This window comes from Paenibacillus sp. PCH8, assembly GCF_002968835.1.
Taxonomy (GTDB): Bacteria; Bacillota; Bacilli; order Paenibacillales; family Paenibacillaceae; genus Paenibacillus.
Window position 1 is genome coordinate 325,722 of record NZ_PKQK01000003.1, and the last position, 16,828, is coordinate 342,549.

Below are 16,828 nucleotides of genomic sequence, written 5' to 3' on the forward strand. Positions count from 1 at the left end.
CTCAACTCCCATAACCGTATTTATAGAGTAGCTGAACCAAAACCCGGAATCCGCGCACCAAGTCTGCTTCGGCTGTATGTTCAAGTGGATTATGACTGATGCCATCCTGACTCGGCACGAAGATCATCGCTGTCGGACAAGCGGGCTGGAAGATCTGCGAATCATGTCCTGCACCACTTGGCATTGACCAATAGGATAATTGCTCCTGCTCGCAGATGTTTTGAATATCTGAGATCATCTGCGCATTCATGGGAATGGGTGCCACGGAGAGATGTTCTTCCCAGTCCAGCCCGAGCTGCTGCTCGGCTGCAATCTGACTAAACGCCTGTAACATCTCCTGCCAGCAGCCATCCATGATCTCCTGCCGGATATGACGAATATCCAGTGAAAATACGGCTCGGGCAGCAACCACATTCCCAACACCCGGATCAGCTATGATTCGCCCAACTGTGGCTACGAACGGTTCCCCTGCTTGCAACGCGATGTTCCTTACTGCTGTAATCATCTCGGCTGCTCCAGCAAGTGCGTCCTTGCGCCAGCACATCGGAGTCGTTCCCGCGTGGTTCGCTTCCCCACTTACGGTAATACTGAATCGCTTCTGACCCACGATATCGTATACGACTCCGATGGAATGCCTTAGCCGTTCAAGAACCTGACCTTGCTCGATATGAAGTTCAATAAAAGCACCGTATTTTTTCATAGCGGGTCTATACTCACGATCAGGACCAAAGCCCGCATCACGAATCGCTTGTGCAAAGGTAGTTCCCTCTGCATCCTTTAAGTGCTCCACGTCTTCCAGCGCCGTTACACCCGTTACGCTTCGTGAACCCCAATACGCGAAGGGGAATCGACTTCCCTCTTCTTCACACAGTGATACCACTTGAAGAGTGCGCTTAGGTGCTCCGAAATGATGCTGTAAATATTCCAGGGCAAGGACTCCCGCCACTACACCATAGGCGCCATCATACTTGCCGCCATGTACCACAGAATCAATATGTGATCCGGTCACAATCGGCAATGGTTCAGCACCAGTTGGTGATTCATGACCCTCGCCCTTCAATGTGCCATACAGATTACCAGACTGGTCGAATTCGGGAGACAGCCCTTTCTCCTGCATCTTGGCTGCGAGAGCATGCTGTGCTTCACACCATGCTTGGTCATACAATAGGCGTGTCACGCCACCCCGTGCATCGGTTCCATATGTCGCCAGCCAGTCGAGCATGGATTGAAGCTCCACCTGTTCCACATTCGGTAGAGGAAGAGACGAATGGTTCGTGCCCGATGACCTGTACACTCCAGACTCCGTCATGGCGTCTCCTCCGTTCCTGTTTTGATGGGACTATAAGAGTAGGCGTGCGCCGCAATGTGCTGCCCCATAGGTTCTGGAGATAACCCGGATTCCGAGTTATATACACGCTTTCCTCGGCAGAATACGTTTGTAATACGGCAGGAAAATGCACGTCCCACATAAGGGCTCTGTTGATGTCTATAGAGAAGATCATCCGTATTCAAGGTCGTGCTCTTCTCCCAATCGATCAGCACCAGATCTGCATCTTTGCCAATCGCAATTTCTCCTTTGCTCTCCAGACCAAGCCTTCTGGCAGGTTGCAGGGAGAGCACTCTTCCGAGTAACGGAAGGTCGATACTGCGCCGGAGATGCCCATCCTCCAGCATGATTAGCAGTGTACTTTGAGCTCCGGAAATCCCGCCCCAGATCTCAAAAAAGTTATCGGATTGTTTCATCGAAGGCGGACATGGAGAATGGTCTGAGGCAATTACATCAATCAACCCTGACTTCAGTGCGTCCCATAACTTCTCCTGTTCCGAAGAACTGCGAAGAGGTGGTGCACATTTCGCTACAGCACCCAGTCGGACAACATCCTGATCCGTCAGCGTCAGATAATGGGGGCATGTCTCCGAAGTTACGTCCTGTCCACGCAGCTTCGCCTCCGCAATCAGATCCAGTGCCTCCCGGGTACTGATATGTACAAAATGTAAGGCACATCCGGTCAGTTGTCCATATTCTAACGCCCGGGTAACAGCCAGAACCTCTGCTTCAACCGGTCGAGACCGGACATAGTCCATTGGTTCAGTCTTCCCCTCCGCCACACTTTTGGCCGAGAGTTCGGCAACCATACCTTCATCCTCTGCATGCAGGGCCAGCACACGGTGTAATCTTGCGATTTCGACCATGCCATCCAGCAGAGTAACGTTATCCGCTCTGGCGAAGATGTCATCGCCTTCTCCGCCTGGTTCGGACATAAATGCCTTGAACCCCGCTGCACCGAGCTCTGCAAGTGGAGCGAGTTCAGCACGATTGCCGGGAACGAGCCCTCCCCAGAACGCATAATCGACATACGATTGATCTGCAGCTGCTTTCTTTTTCAATTCCCATGCTTCCTGCCTTGTGGTTGGAGGTACACCATTGAGGGGCATGTCGACATAGGTCGTAATTCCCCCTGCGGCAAGAGATGCTGATCCCGACTTGAATCCCTCCCAGCTCGCAAGTCCAGGTTCATTGAAATGTACATGAATGTCCACTACACCTGGCATGACCGCAAGGCCCTCTGCTTCTACGATTCGAGTCTCTTCATCCCCCGCTAAACGCAAGGACATCGCCGTAATCTTCTCACCCGTGATGCCAATATCCAGCTCTTCTACCCGATCTTTCAGTACCACCCGAGCCCCCTAATGATGGTATCAAATGTTGTCATGTGGATGACCCTCCCCTGAATCAGAACCGGATGTGTACATGTTCAGCTTCCCCGGTATGTACTGTAGCCTCCTGGAGCAATCAATAACGGAATATGGTAATGGCTTGAAGCATCCGATACCGCAAAACGAATTGGGACAACCGTCCATAGTACCTGCCCTAGCTCTTCTAACAAACGCTGTGCGTAATAACGATCGACATGGAATTGAAGCTCATATATCGCTTGCTCCAGCTCACCGCTCTCCAGCAGAGGTTCATCCAGACGTCCATCCGCATTCGTCACCGACTCAGCAACTTTTGTCTTGTTTTCCTGTTCTGCATCCCTCTTCAGGATATATAGCTCTATCCGAACACCCGCAGCAGGCACACCTTTGGAAGTATCCAGCACATGTGTTGTAATTCGTCCACCAGACATCGACATTAGACGTCACCCTCTATCACAGATTCACGCTCATCTGTTCCGAGATCGCTCCTTGTCATGGAGAAACCCTGGAATCCATATGGCGGCCTCGGCTCGGTATATACTTTGCCTTCTCCCTCTTTTACTTTCTCCAGCACCGTTTCCCAAGTCCGATTATTGGATTCAAATGAAACCTCACTGAGCTGCTCGAATCGACCTAACAGTCTTCGTCCAATCTGATAGATCAGATGTTGAATGGATGCAGAGCGACACTCATGAAATACCGCCGCAGCCAAATCTCTGACCTGTTCCGCCGCTACATAACGTCCACGCTGATCATCCATGCCATCTTCCGGTGCCTCGTAACGCCAGTTGATATTCAGGACAATAAAAAGCGGACAATCCTGCGTCTCTGCTAGGGTTGTATATTCATCCTGCACAAATTCGGCAAACGCACTTCCCCTGACCTTGATCAACCTCAGATCGGCTACACCACTGAAATGGTTGCCAAGTTCAATCGAGCCACCTGTTCGTTCCGCCTCCACGGCTGCCGTGGCGCGGTCATTCTGTGAACAACGGAATACGAGCGTACTTGGTCGATAACGGTCTTCCAATCTAATTGGTATATCCTCAAATGAAATCTGGTCCGCTGTCATCTGAACCTTGATCATCTGCGGATACGTCTCCAGGAAACGCCGACTTACCAGCGCAAGAAATCCTTCAACCGTAGCCCCTGTGTAATCCGCTGCATGTTTGAGAATGAAATTCTTCATGGAATCAGTTGCTACCACCAACGAATTATCTCCTTCTATAAAAGAAGGCAAAAATTCATCGCCTTGCACAGCGATCTTGATGTTCAAACCGAACAGAATATTGCTGCGTCCCGTAAACGGAGATTCCGGGATCGGCTGTACACCAATCAGCGGCTTGACGTAGGAACGGTACATCCACACATCCCCTTTACCGTAATACATGGTCCGCTGTTGCAGTACCTCTGACTTCTTCACCAGCTCATGTTCATGACCAACCTGCGCCAGCCATTGCTGCAAGCGAATAGCAGCAATCTTGAATACTTCCTTCAGGGCAGTCTCGAATTCTTCTTCCCTGCCTCTACGACAACGCTGCCGCATCGACTCCAGAATTGACCCTGCGGTATGCCCTTTCACGGCCAGTATAAAAGGAAAGCCGAATTGGCTAGTATAGACTTGGTTTAATTGACGAAGTTCGTTGTATTGCTCTTGTGAAAGTGAATCAAGTCCCGCACCCACTTGCTCCTTCACGGAGTTACTGCTCATGCTGATCCGTGCGCCAAGATCCGGGTGATTCCGAAGCAGTTGTAATTTTACTTGATGCTCCGACGTCCACACCACGTTCCTCATCACATTCATCATCTGTTCATATGAATCGAAAGGTCGTGAAGCTGCGGCACGCTCGGCTACCCACGGTGATTCTTCGAATAATACGCCAAACGTATGCACGAACTGCGTGATAGACCAGTTGTTAACGAGTTTAATGAAGTCGCTCATGTTAGAACCTCCGGTCTGTGATTATTGTTCTTCATTCTAAGTGCCGTTCATTACTGCGACAATAATATTTACGCAATTTTGTAATATAACATAACATCGGGGAGGTGATTTGTTTGCTATGCACGAGAAGATGAGCTTTGGTTGTCTTTGAACACGAAAGAACCGCACTCCATCAAGGAAATGCGGTTCTTTCGTGTTGCCCAGCAACAGAGTAATATGGCACAACGTCCGGTCTAGCGTTGATAATTTTGCGACCTTACAGCTGCTTTGTCTCGAACAAACTTGCGGAATGTGAATACCAGCTTTAACTTGAGCAGATCATTCGTCTTTTTAAAATCCATTTGCAGCAAACTGCCCACTTTCTCCATACGATAGGTGACCGTATTGCGATGCACGAACAGCTGCTTGGCCGCTTCATTGATCAGTCCGTCATTTTCAATAAAGGATTCCAATGTATTCATCAGAACCTGATTGGGGTCGCCATCCCTGGCAAGTAACGGTTCCAGCACTTTATTGCAATAGTTCTCCATAATGTTATCCGGTACATGTTGAAACACATAGGCGAATTCAAGCATTTCAAATTGCAGTGCCCGATCTTTCATGCCGAATCGACGAGCCAGTTGTCGTGTATCCAGGCACTCCTGGTAAGCTTCACGGAGCGATTTGGGCTCATGCTTCATTTTGCTGATCCAGAAACGCGGAGCCGGTTCACCTTTCACTTCTTGCGCAGCCAGAACATCACCAAAACGGTTCAACAGAAAAGCCGATAGCTCCTCTCCGTAATCTCGCCCGGTTGGACAGGTGTAGATGGACAGAATCCCGTCCTCGATCTGAAAATGCTGTGAGGCCGTATATTGCATCAGTGGATTGTATTGTAACTCACGATGAATCTGTTTAAGCAGTTTTCCCTCGGCAAACAACGTCGGCTCAAGCGTGATCAACACACATTGATAGGTTCCTTGAAACAGATGTACACCTTTATTTTCACTTAAAGTGGTCAATTCCTCAATAGTCATTTTGTTATCCAAATACTGTGCAAGCAGTGTTCGCATCTCATCTTGCACCGTCGGATTAATATGCTCACGGTACGTCATATCCATATAGAATGCCAGTACATCGGCTGCCTGTTGGAATAGCTCCTCCTCTGCTCGAAGTGACAAGGCGGAATCGGTAAACACAAGCAAGGACCCGTATTCTTCATCATTTTGCTTAATGGGTACGCGATGACAGCTCCCCTGATTCCATTTCACCCGGTGCATGACGGATTTCCAAGGCCAGCCCTGTGTTACAGCATTGCCTGCAATCCCTTCACTGCCATAGAGCACATGCCCACGAGAACCAACGACTGCAAGCGGATGATTGAGCACAGTCGCAAGTTCGGCAAATACATTGCGATGTTGCTGCTGTTGCAGTGCAAACTGCATTAATTTCTTCTGCTTCTGCACAACTTCATGCAGCAATCGGTTACTGCGTTCATGTTCAGCCTTGAACAAAGCATTCATCTGGTCGGAAAAGGTGAATTGGAATGGAAGTTCCAGCAGCGGCAACTGAAGCCGATCTGCTTCTTCCACAATGCCTTGGGGAATAGACTGCCAGAAGCGTCCCAGCTTGATCCCGAGTCCCGCACAACCACGTTCATTCAAGCGTCGCATCAAACGCATTGCATCCGTCTCACTGTCTTTCATAATGAAGGCGGTGGTGAACAGCATCTCACCGGATTTAATCCAATCCGCAATATCAGGAGCGTCCATGACGTTAACGGATTTCATTATCCGCGAAGTCCCTTCTCCGCCCGCAATCAGTTTGGCTTCTGAGAGCGGGTATACCTGTAAAGCCTCTTTAACCGTAAGCTGCATGGACACTACCTCCCATATATATAACACAATTAAGTGTCATTATCGTTTTCTCGGCTTAATTCCAAAGACAATTTCCAAATTAAGTCTAAATAAACAATTTGAACTTGTATTTGTTGTTAAGTATTATAACATCTAATTTCAAAACAAAGCTCACACGACAAAAAAATAAAACCTATGACCCAATTCAGCACATACTCCTGTAATTGGCATAGGTTTTGTTTCGATCAGATCTCTACTGTTTCGTGATTCATCCATAATTTCATGCGGGATAATACTTCTTTGATATTCAGCGGTTTGCTGAGATAGTCCGAAGCGCCTGCCACAATACATTTCTCGCGATCCTCTTTCATGGCCTTGGCTGTCAGCGCAATAATCGGAAGCTGAGTCAAGCCCAGTCGTTCCCGAATCTGACGAGTCGTCTCATAGCCATCCAGTTCCGGCATCATGATATCCATCATGATGATATCTGGCTTGAGGCCTCCATGCTCCAGTAATTCCAGACATTCATTCCCGTTCTGAGCTGATATGACATTCATGCCATATTGCTCAAGCGCGTTAGCTAGTGCATATACATTACGTATATCATCATCAACGACAAGGACCAGACGACCGCGGAGCAACGATTCTTCCAGAGGTGTCAATAAAACATCAGATTGTCCTGGGCTTAATGTAGGAAGCTTGTTGATCTCAGGTGTTGTGCTGGCTGCCTCATTCAGGAACAACCGTGAAGCTTGCATCGTCTCAGGTTCATCTTTTCTTAGTGGCAGGAACAGTGTGAACACACTGCCATGTCCTTCACGGCTTGTTGCCGAGATCGAACCCCCTAGCAGGGTCGCAAGCGATTGAGAGATGGATAACCCAAGTCCCGTTCCCCCGTATTTTCGTGCCGTAGCCCCATCTGCCTGCTTGAATGCATCGAAGATTTGCACGAGTTTGTTATCCGGAATCCCGATACCTGTATCACTGACGGAGAAAGCAATCACGTCTGTCTCTTGGCCTTTTACTTCAGGATGAGCCAGACTCATTCTGGAGATGGTTAGGGCAACTTCACCCTCACTGGTGAACTTGAATGCATTCGAGAGCAGGTTCCTGAGAATCTGATGCAATCTCATCTCATCGGTCACGATCGTTTCCGGCAAAGGACTTTGGAGCTGAATCCGGAAATCTATTTTTTTCTGCTCCGCTGCTTTCAGGAAATTCTGATTCATGACTTCAGGCAGACTGCCCAGATAGACATCGTCGAAATCTACTTTCATCTGCCCGGCTTCCACCTTGGACAGATCCAGAATATCATTGATCAGATTCAGCAGGTCCTTACCTGATTTGTGAATGACTGAAGCATAGTTCTGCTCTTCACTATTTAAGTGATGATTTTTATTTTCAGACAATATCTCGGATAAAATCAACATGCTGTTGAGCGGTGTCCGCAGTTCATGAGACATGTTAGCCAAGAATTCGGATTTGTATCCCGAGCTAGTTCGTAACTGATCTGCCACAACCGCAAGTTCATTGGCTGATGTCTCTGCCGTGCTCTTCTGTATTTCCAGACGATCGTTCAGCATATGAAGCTCTTCAGTCTGCATTTGCAGTTCCTCCGTCTGGGACAGCATTTCTTCCGTCTGAGCCTGAAGTTTCTCCGACTGTGCCTGTAATTCTTCATTCAGGACTTGAGACTCATCATACAAGTGCTGTAATTCCATACGAGTAACTGTCGAGTGAAGTGAAACACCGAAAATGTCAGTCAGTTCATGAATCAGTTTCATATCCTTCTCTTGCAGCGGCTTCATCGAAGCGAGCTCGATTACTGCGATGGTTCTACCTTCAAATAAGACCGGTACTACCGTAAGGGATGTGGCAGATGCATGCCCAAGGCCCGAAGAGATTCGGATATAATTTTGAGGCAAATCATTCATGCGCAAAACTCGCTTCTCAACAGCACTTTGACCTACAAGTCCCTCACCTGGAGCAAGCGACACTTTACCAAGTGAACGTTCTTTCTCCCCATCGGCAGCGTATGCTGCTACACGCAGAAGTCGATTATCTTTCCAATAATATAAGACGCTATATGGAACCTCCAACAGAATGGCAAGCTCGTTCAAGAACAAGCGTGATAATCCTTCCAGGTTGGTCGGGTTCTGCAAGAGTGTGGCAGTCCCTGTGATCTGATCTTTGATCCGATTCTGTTCCTGCACTTCATCCAGCAACTTGTTCGTTTCATGCCCCAGATCACCCACTTCGTCGCGTGATCGCACCTGAATTCTCTGCTTCAGGTTTCCACCTCTAGAGATATCGCTGATCGTTTGCATAACATCTCGCAACGTTTTGACAATATTCCCTGAAATGACGAACGCAGCGGTGACGGATAGTGCAGCAATAATGCCCCACAGCGTATACATAATTGTCAGCAGTGCGGAGCTGCGTCTGGCAAGGTCCGTTACCCTTGCTTCAGTCAGAGTAATTTCGGTGTTACGGAAGGTTGTGAGTTGGGACCTCAGCAGATCAATTTCCGTTTTACCCGGATCAGATTGGAAGAACTCAATAACTTTCGCTTGATCCCCTTGCTTTTTCAAGTCCACGGACGGTTCCCCGGCGATCTCAATCCAGCGTATAATATGTGCCTTGATGTTCTGCAGACTCTGCTGCTGTGAAGGATTGTCACGAATGAGAGCAATCAACTGATCATAGTTGGAACTCCACTGAGAGAGCCCTTGAGAATAAGGTTCCAGGTAACTTTCATTGCCTGTAAGCATGAATCCACGCTGTCCCGTTTCCATATTCAAGACATTTTTTTCAATCGCGTTAGTCAGATTATGCACTTCCAGATCATGATGGCTAATAAAATCATTTTCCTTCTGTAACACATTAATTTGGGCCGTAAGAACCAGCAAGAAAGCACCAAATAAAAGCACAACCACAAGATAGCCCATTAGAATTTTGGAGCGTATCGTAAATCTTCTCGTTTTTGACAACGCGGAAACCTCCAAATATATACGAATCCCATTCACGTTCATTAAAACTGTTGCATATGTATTTTATATGTATACGTATAGTCTGACAAGCTTTAAGTTCATCGTTAAGTTCATTAATTCTCATTAGAAAAACGACCTGCTTGTACAGGTCGTCTTCTTCATCCATACTCCTCAGATAGGCTGGATTTAAGCCTTTGGCGCAATCATTTTGGCCGGATCGACATATTGATCAAATTGTTCCTCGGTAAGCAAGCCCGTTTGTAACGTCGCCTGCTTCAAAGACAAGCCTTCTTTATGCGCAAGCTTCGCGATTTTGGCTGCATTCTCATATCCAATGTACGGATTCAGTGCTGTAACCAGCATCAGCGAATTGTCCAGATTATGTTTAATCTGTTCCAGGTTAGGCTCGATGCCTACAGCACACTTGTCATTAAACGCAATAATGGAGTCTGCGAGCAGTTTCACGGATTGCAGGAAGTTATAGATGATCACTGGTTTGAATACATTTAGCTCAAAATTACCTTGACTCGCTGCAAAGCCAATTGCTGCATCATTACCCATCACTTGGGTCACCACCATGGTGATCGCCTCGCTCTGAGTTGGATTGACTTTACCAGGCATAATGGAGCTGCCCGGCTCATTCTCCGGAATCCGAATCTCGCCGAGTCCACTGCGTGGGCCGCTGGCTAACCAGCGAACATCGTTGGCGATTTTCATTAAGTCAGCTGCAAGCGCTTTAACTGCACCGTGTGTATACACGACTTCATCATGACTTGTAAGCGCGTGGAATTTGTTCGGTGCAGACACAAAATCTTTACCTGTATGCTTACCAATCTCTTTGGCTGTGAAATCTCCAAAGTCAGGATGCGCGTTAATGCCAGTTCCCACGGCTGTACCGCCAATGGCAAGTTCCTTCATATATTGAACACTGTCTCGAATCATGCGCTCACTCTTGTCCAGCATGGCTTCCCAACCACTGATTTCCTGCCCAAGCGTGATGGGCGTTGCATCCTGAAGGTGAGTACGTCCGATTTTGATGATATCCTTAAACGTGTCCGACTTGTCAGCAAAAGTAGCTTTTAATACCGCAATGGCTGGTAAGAGTTGGTCCTCAACAGCCAGTACACCGGCTACATGCAGAGCGGTTGGGAAAGTATCATTAGAGCTCTGCGACATGTTCACATCATCATTCGGATGCAAGCGCTCCTCCTTGCCCTTCTGCTCCAGCAGCTGGTTACCCAGATTGGCGATCACTTCGTTCACATTCATATTCGATTGCGTTCCGCTTCCAGTCTGCCACACGACCAGCGGGAAATGGTCATCAATTCGTCCTGCAATAATCTCATCTGCCGCATAAGCGATGGCATCTGACTTGGCCGCAGATAATTTGCCTAATTTATGGTTGCTGGCCGCAGCACTTTTTTTCAAAATGGCAAGGGCACGAACAACTTCCATCGGCATATGTTCGCGGCCAATCGGAAAGTTCTCCTTGCTGCGCTGCGTCTGAGCTCCCCACAGCCTGTCGGCTGGTACTTTCATTTCGCCTAACGTATCTCTCTCAATGCGGTATTCCACTTGCTTGTCCTCCTCCAAAAAGATGGTTTGGGTCTCTACAAAGCGTGTCTATCTCGTCATATTATACATGATTTACGAGCAGGTTTTCACCTTTTCGACAAAATTGTAAGCGCAACGCAAAACGAGCATAAGTTTATTTTTGTGCCGCAATTGGATACAGTCGGCTAGTCTGTTCGAATAATTCACCTGGCTGCAAACCGATCAATCCCATTTCCTCCGCCGGGATGCCTTGCACATTCGGAGCGTTAACCAGATTCATCTGAGGTTCAGGACAGAAGAATTCGCCTCCCATGTCATTGTTCCAGATCATCCAATGTTTGTAGGATGTACCCACATCATACACAAGTTTGTCTCCGGTACGTTGATCCGTAAGTTCCATATAGTTACGTCCGTTCTGAGGCTCTGCGGTGTAATGATTATCCATGGCTTCGAAGAACGGATTAACACCGTCTTTCTTTAATTGCTCTTCCTCTGGTGTAAGCGGTTGAAATTGTCCTGTTGGCAGAGAACGTTCATTTAATTCACGACGTTGTCCGATCGTAATTTTTGCCGTGTAATCGGAGGCTTGACTATCCGGTGCAAACGGTACTTTGATCGCCGTGTGGAAAGCAAACAGGTTAGGCATATATTCCTTCCCGTTATTACGAACAATCAATTGTTGTTGCAGTCCCAGACTGCTGAGTGAGTAACGAAGCGTTACCGTGAATGTAAAAGGCAGGTACTTGTGGAATGTATGTCCTTCTTTCACATCCTGGCTAAGCAGCACATAGCTCTCCAGCTCGTCAGATCCATAACCTTCTACCTTCCACTCCGCATCATGTAAGAATCCATGCAAATGGTTGCCTGTAGCGGGTTCGTTCACTGGCAGTTGATACACTTTGCCATTCCAAGGGAAACGACCATCTTCATAACGGTTTGGTGGTGATAGAATTGGAATACCATAGACTGCAGGCGCAGCCATAAAGTCATCCATGTTATCCTGATCCGGCTCTCTCAAGTAACGATATCCCTGTTCTGTATCACGGAAAGCGACGAGGTTAGCACCCACGCTTGGAATAACTGCCGCTTCAAATTGATTGAAGCGAAGCCAAACGGCGGGTACGCCTCCAAATTGTTCTTCAAATGCTACATTTTGCTGTGTCATCGTTATATGTACCTCCTGCGTACTAAGGTTATATTATACGGCTCGACTATATCATGTCAGAGCACAAAATACCAATCTGTGATAGAGAACAGATTCATGTTCATTCCACAAAAAAGACAGCTGCAAACGGATGCGGCTGTCTCTGTCGCCATTCATATCATGCTTCAATTAATCTACATATTTGCCGTGATCCGGTACAGTGCTCTCTTCAAACTCTAAATCAAGCTGTTTCAGGGATTCACTCAGCATATCTCCGCTCAAGGCATGCCCATGCCCGGTAATCGCTAATTTCGGCTCCAGATGCCTTATTTGCTGAACCGATTGATGGGCTGCCTGCCAATCCGTTGTGAAATAGGACGGCGGGCCATGCAACTGTTTGTCCTGAAGTAACACACTCCACAGCGATTCCTGCTTCACCGTGATGATGGCGTCCCCTGCAATCAGCAAACGATCCTCTTCCCGAAACAATGACACATGTCCCGGGGTATGACCGGGCGTGTGCACCCACTCCCATCCTGATGCGCCTGGAACGGTATGATCATTTGGCAGACTGAATATCCGATCATCCAGATTAATGGCTTCATTCGGATAGGCGAATGACAACCTGGCCATCAGACCTCCACCCACAGAGGGGTCTGCCGGCGGATAATCTTTTAATCCCGTCAAATAAGGAATCTCAAGCGGATGAGCATAGACAGGCACACCCCAGAATTGTTCCAGTTCAATTACCGTTCCGACATGGTCGAAGTGACCATGGGTCAGAATGATTGCAGAAGGCGGACCTTGAAAGCGTTCTGCTGCAACCTGAACAATATGATCTGTAAATCTCGCCATTCCAGTGTCCACGAGGACCCAATTCCTGCTTCCTGGCTCTCCGATGAACACGACATTAACGAATAGTGTACGCAGACTGAGAATATCGGGCGCGACTTCTTCAAGTCCCGTCAACCCTTCTGTAATCAGATTGTCAGATGCCATTCACGGTTACCTCCCATTAGGCGGATTGTCTCTCTGGTTCCGTTCATCTCGTAGACTTCCCTTTTCTGGATCATCTATTCCTAATTTTCCAATAAAATAGACGGCATACACCCTGTTTCGGGCATACACCGTCTAGTATAATCTTCGACATGACACAATAGAACCAAAACATCTCGGGCGAGTTAAGCCGGAAATGATTCCAGCGCAGCATCGAGTAATTGGTTGTAAAGATCATCATCATTCACAAGCAGCTCGTCCATACGTAGCAACTCATCTTCGTCACCGGATTGCTCGGTAAAATGCAGACTGTAGTCCCAGTCTTTCCCGTTCTTACTCATAAACGTAATCTCATACACTGACTTTTCGCCTTCCATGCTGAAAATGGTATTACCCACATAACCTTTTTCACCTTCACGGCGCATTTCAGTACGTATAATTTCAATATTCACAATCATTCTCTCCTTTAATCTCACTTCTGCAGCTAGGTCACAATATTTCTGGTAAACCTAGTTTGGTAATTATTATTGGTTAATTGTACAATATATATCGTAGCAACGTATACCTTATTCAATGAAGGAATCATTCTGAGTCCTTACATACTGTAATGAGGATTATAATAGCGTGTTCAAAAAGGTCGGTTTTCAGTACCGAGAAGATGGGATGAAGCTAGAAATGGAGTAGCGGAGCGTAGGATAAACGATGTGAGCAACCGCAATGTTTCCGAAGGAAACAACCTTCGTAAGCCCCCACTTATTTCGGCTGAATTCCATATTCGACGTCGATGATGCCCTAGGCATCCTTCGTAATCAAAAGCGGACTTTTTGAACAACATCTATAATAGCCAACATGCTACAATATTATTATCACATTGGAGGAAAAAATAGCATGAATACTTTTGAAACGAATCTGCAGCAATATGCCGAACTCGCTGTTCAAGTTGGTGTCAACGTGCATCCTGGGCAAAAACTCGTAGTTAATGCCCCAATCTCGGCGGCTCACTTTGTACGACTGATTGTCAAAGCAGCTTACGGCAAAGGTGCCCAACTGGTCAAAGTAAACTGGAGCGATGAAGCCGTTACCCGTCTTCATTATGATCTTGCGCCAGATGAGGCCTTCTCCATTGAACCGAAATGGTTGGCAGCTGAAATGACTGAACTCGTGGAAGAAGGCGCTGCAGTACTGCACGTTATTGCCGAGAACCCGGATCTGCTGAACGGTGTCGCTCAGGAACGGATCATCACCAGTCAGAAAGTGCGCGGCAAAGCGCTGGAGAAATATCGTTCTTATCAAATGGCTGACAAATTCAGCTGGTCTATTGTAGCCGTTCCTTCTCCTGAATGGGCAGCCAAAGTATTCCCCGATCTTCCAGAAGCACAGCAAGTGGATCGCCTGTGGGATGTCATTTTCAAAACGGTGCGGATCGGCGAACAGGATGCTGTGGCCGAATGGAAAATCCATTTGCAGAACCTCGATTCCCGCGCGGATCTCCTGAACAACAAGAAATACAAAAAGCTCCACTATACAGCTCCAGGCACAGACTTGACGATCGAACTTCCCGAAGGCCATATCTGGGTATCCGGTGGAAGTGTGAACGAGCAAGGGCATGTCTTTATTGCCAATATGCCTACGGAAGAAGTATTCACAGCTCCACTGAAAACAGGTGTTAACGGCACAGTACGCAGCACGAAGCCACTGAGTTATGGCGGCAACCTGATTGACGGATTCTCTCTGACATTCGAGAACGGTCGAATTGTTGACTATACCGCGGATCAAGGTCTCGATGCACTCAAAAACCTGATCGAAATGGATGAAGGCTCACACTATCTGGGTGAAGTCGCTCTCGTTCCACATCAGTCCCCCATTTCGGATACGAATATTTTGTTCTACAATACCCTGTTTGATGAAAATGCATCCAATCACTTGGCGATCGGTAATGCCTATGCCTTCTGTCTGGAAGGTGGTAAAACGATGTCCAAAGATGAGTTGATTGAGCGTGGCATGAATTCCAGCCTTACTCACGTCGATTTCATGATTGGGTCTGGAGAAATGAACATCCATGGCATTACGTCTGAAGGCACGGAAGAAGCCATCTTCTTGCAAGGTAACTGGGCGTTCTAATACGGTTTGATGTGATCAGGAGAGAGGAGATTACTCCTCTCTTTTCCTGTGTCAACAGATCAAAATTCAATCATTGGAGGGAACGCATATGTTAAGTTTTGAACAAAAACTGGATTGTTATGCCGAACTTGCTGTAAGAGTAGGCGCAAACGTGCAACCAGGGCAAGTGTTTGTCATTAGTGCGATGATTGATACCGCTGAATTTGTACGCTTGCTGGTGCGCAAGGGATACGAAGCTGGCGCCAAGCAGGTTATTGTAAAATACGGTGATGAAACCGTCAATCGATTGCGGTTTGAAATGGCTCCTGAGGAATCTTTCCAAGAGCCCCCGAAATGGCATGCAGCGGAGCTTGAAGAACTGGCAGCCAATAACGCAGCCTTCCTGACGGTATTGTCATCCAGTCCAGACCTGATGAAAGGCATTGACCCGGAACGGATCTCGACCCATCAGCGTACATACGGTCAGGCGATGGCCAAATACCGTCAGTATCAACAGGCAGACAAAATGAGCTGGACCGGTGTAGCTTGTCCTTCACCAGATTGGGCTGCCAAAGTATTCCCGGATCTTCCGGTAGCCGAGCAGGTTAGCCAGCTGTGGGAAGCCATTTTTGCTGCGGTGAGAGCAGATCTGGAGGACCCTGTGGCGGCTTGGGAACAGCATATTGAACGACTGGAGACCAAGGCCGTTGCATTGAATAACAAAAAATATCAAGCTCTTCACTTCCTCTCCCCGGGAACGGATCTGACCGTTGAACTTCCTGAGGGACATATCTGGGCGCAAGCTGGCAGCGTGAATGAGCAAGGTACACCTTTTGTAGCGAATATCCCTACAGAGGAAGTATACACAGCTCCAGCCAAACTTGGTGTCAACGGTACCGTATCCAGCACCAAACCGCTCAGTTATGGCGGAAGCATCATTGATCGTTTCTCACTCACCTTCGAGAATGGACGCATTATTGATTTTCATGCGGAGGAAGGTCAGGATACGCTCGAAAGACTCATCTCCATGGATGAAGGTTCACATTACCTTGGCGAAGTGGCTCTGGTTCCCTTCCATTCTCTGATTTCTGAGAGCGGTATCTTGTATTACACCACGTTGTATGATGAAAATGCGTCCTGTCACCTTGCGTTCGGCAGTTCCTACGCATCTAATATCCAAGGTGGCAAGACGATGTCTCCCGAAGAACTTGCCGCTCGCGGCATGAACTCCAGCATTACTCATGTGGATTTCATGATGGGCTCTCCTGAGACGGACATCTACGGTATTACGGCAAACGGTGAACGAGAGGCCATTTTCCTCAAGGGAGACTGGGCATTCTAACGGATAACGGTTGAGCTCTCCCCGTAATATATTTTCACTGAATTAGTCATTCAGGCTGTCTTGCGACCATATGTTCATGGTTGCAAGACAGCCTTTTTATTAATTTTCAGCAAACTGTCCTGGAGGCTGAACACGCTCACCTCATCTGGTTTATCTCGGACCAACCTCCCATTGTATCGTTTCCATATTATGTTGTAAAATGTAATGATACCAATGTTTGTGGATTGT

The 16,828-nt window shown here is 47.5% G+C and carries 12 protein-coding genes; 2 read left to right on the forward strand and 10 right to left on the reverse strand.

Annotated features, from left to right (window positions below):
- Position 1: 1 nt before the first annotated feature.
- The 10 genes from C0Q44_RS18725 to C0Q44_RS18770 form a co-directional block, all read right to left on the reverse strand.
- Positions 2 to 1,309: a Zn-dependent hydrolase gene (locus C0Q44_RS18725; RefSeq protein ID WP_105408778.1), complete on the reverse strand. Its 1,308-nt coding sequence runs from the start codon at positions 1,307 to 1,309 to the stop codon at positions 2 to 4.
- Entirely contained in the window at positions 1,306 to 2,679 is a 1,374-nt protein-coding gene (allB, locus tag C0Q44_RS18730) for an allantoinase AllB (RefSeq protein WP_258166433.1), read from the reverse strand. Before allB ends, C0Q44_RS18725 begins: the two co-directional genes overlap by 4 nt.
- A gap of 77 nt (positions 2,680 to 2,756) precedes the next feature.
- Positions 2,757 to 3,134, reverse strand: a complete 378-nt coding sequence (uraH, locus tag C0Q44_RS18735; protein WP_105408779.1) for a hydroxyisourate hydrolase — start codon at positions 3,132 to 3,134, stop codon at positions 2,757 to 2,759.
- Positions 3,134 to 4,639 carry a factor-independent urate hydroxylase gene (gene pucL / locus C0Q44_RS18740; protein WP_105408780.1) on the reverse strand — a complete coding sequence of 502 codons (1,506 nt, stop codon included), beginning with the start codon at positions 4,637 to 4,639 and terminating at the stop codon, positions 3,134 to 3,136. Before pucL ends, uraH begins: the two co-directional genes overlap by 1 nt.
- A gap of 233 nt (positions 4,640 to 4,872) precedes the next feature.
- Positions 4,873 to 6,495, reverse strand: a complete 1,623-nt coding sequence (locus C0Q44_RS18745; protein ID WP_105408781.1) for a PucR family transcriptional regulator — start codon at positions 6,493 to 6,495, stop codon at positions 4,873 to 4,875.
- 224 nt (positions 6,496 to 6,719) lie between these two features.
- Entirely contained in the window at positions 6,720 to 9,464 is a 2,745-nt protein-coding gene (locus C0Q44_RS18750) for a CHASE3 domain-containing protein (RefSeq protein WP_258166434.1), read from the reverse strand.
- A 186-nt stretch (positions 9,465 to 9,650) separates the two neighbouring features.
- Entirely contained in the window at positions 9,651 to 11,039 is a 1,389-nt protein-coding gene (gene fumC / locus C0Q44_RS18755; RefSeq protein ID WP_105408783.1) for a class II fumarate hydratase, read from the reverse strand.
- A gap of 133 nt (positions 11,040 to 11,172) precedes the next feature.
- Entirely contained in the window at positions 11,173 to 12,183 is a 1,011-nt protein-coding gene (locus C0Q44_RS18760) for an aldose 1-epimerase (RefSeq protein WP_105408784.1), read from the reverse strand.
- Between the two features lie 168 nt (positions 12,184 to 12,351).
- Entirely contained in the window at positions 12,352 to 13,161 is an 810-nt protein-coding gene (locus C0Q44_RS18765) for an MBL fold metallo-hydrolase (protein WP_105408785.1), read from the reverse strand.
- A 182-nt stretch (positions 13,162 to 13,343) separates the two neighbouring features.
- Positions 13,344 to 13,616, reverse strand: coding sequence for a hypothetical protein (locus C0Q44_RS18770; protein WP_374955116.1), 273 nt, complete (start codon positions 13,614 to 13,616; stop codon positions 13,344 to 13,346).
- Positions 13,617 to 14,046: 430 nt separating this feature from the next.
- Here C0Q44_RS18770 and C0Q44_RS18775 point away from each other — a divergent pair, with 430 nt between their 5' ends.
- Together C0Q44_RS18775 and C0Q44_RS18780 are read left to right on the forward strand one after the other, a co-directional pair.
- A complete protein-coding gene (locus C0Q44_RS18775) occupies positions 14,047 to 15,279 on the forward strand; it encodes an aminopeptidase (protein WP_105408786.1) in 1,233 nt (410 codons plus the stop codon).
- A gap of 88 nt (positions 15,280 to 15,367) precedes the next feature.
- Entirely contained in the window at positions 15,368 to 16,600 is a 1,233-nt protein-coding gene (locus tag C0Q44_RS18780) for an aminopeptidase (RefSeq protein ID WP_105408787.1), read from the forward strand.
- The last annotated feature ends 228 nt before the right edge of the window (positions 16,601 to 16,828 follow it).

What these genes read in the sequence shown, in the direction of transcription:
- C0Q44_RS18725 (WP_105408778.1), bottom strand. Translation starts at nt 1,309, where the DNA reads ATGACGGAGTCTGGAGTGTACAGGTCATCGGGCACGAACCATTCGTCT.
- uraH (WP_105408779.1), bottom strand. Translation starts at nt 3,134, where the DNA reads ATGTCGATGTCTGGTGGACGAATTACAACACATGTGCTGGATACTTCC.
- pucL (WP_105408780.1), bottom strand. Translation starts at nt 4,639, where the DNA reads ATGAGCGACTTCATTAAACTCGTTAACAACTGGTCTATCACGCAGTTC.
- C0Q44_RS18745 (WP_105408781.1), bottom strand. Translation starts at nt 6,495, where the DNA reads ATGCAGCTTACGGTTAAAGAGGCTTTACAGGTATACCCGCTCTCAGAA.
- C0Q44_RS18760 (WP_105408784.1), bottom strand. Translation starts at nt 12,183, where the DNA reads ATGACACAGCAAAATGTAGCATTTGAAGAACAATTTGGAGGCGTACCC.
- C0Q44_RS18765 (WP_105408785.1), bottom strand. Translation starts at nt 13,161, where the DNA reads ATGGCATCTGACAATCTGATTACAGAAGGGTTGACGGGACTTGAAGAA.
- C0Q44_RS18770 (WP_374955116.1), bottom strand. Translation starts at nt 13,616, where the DNA reads ATGATTGTGAATATTGAAATTATACGTACTGAAATGCGCCGTGAAGGT.
- C0Q44_RS18775 (WP_105408786.1), top strand. Translation starts at nt 14,047, where the DNA reads ATGAATACTTTTGAAACGAATCTGCAGCAATATGCCGAACTCGCTGTT.
- C0Q44_RS18780 (WP_105408787.1), top strand. Translation starts at nt 15,368, where the DNA reads ATGTTAAGTTTTGAACAAAAACTGGATTGTTATGCCGAACTTGCTGTA.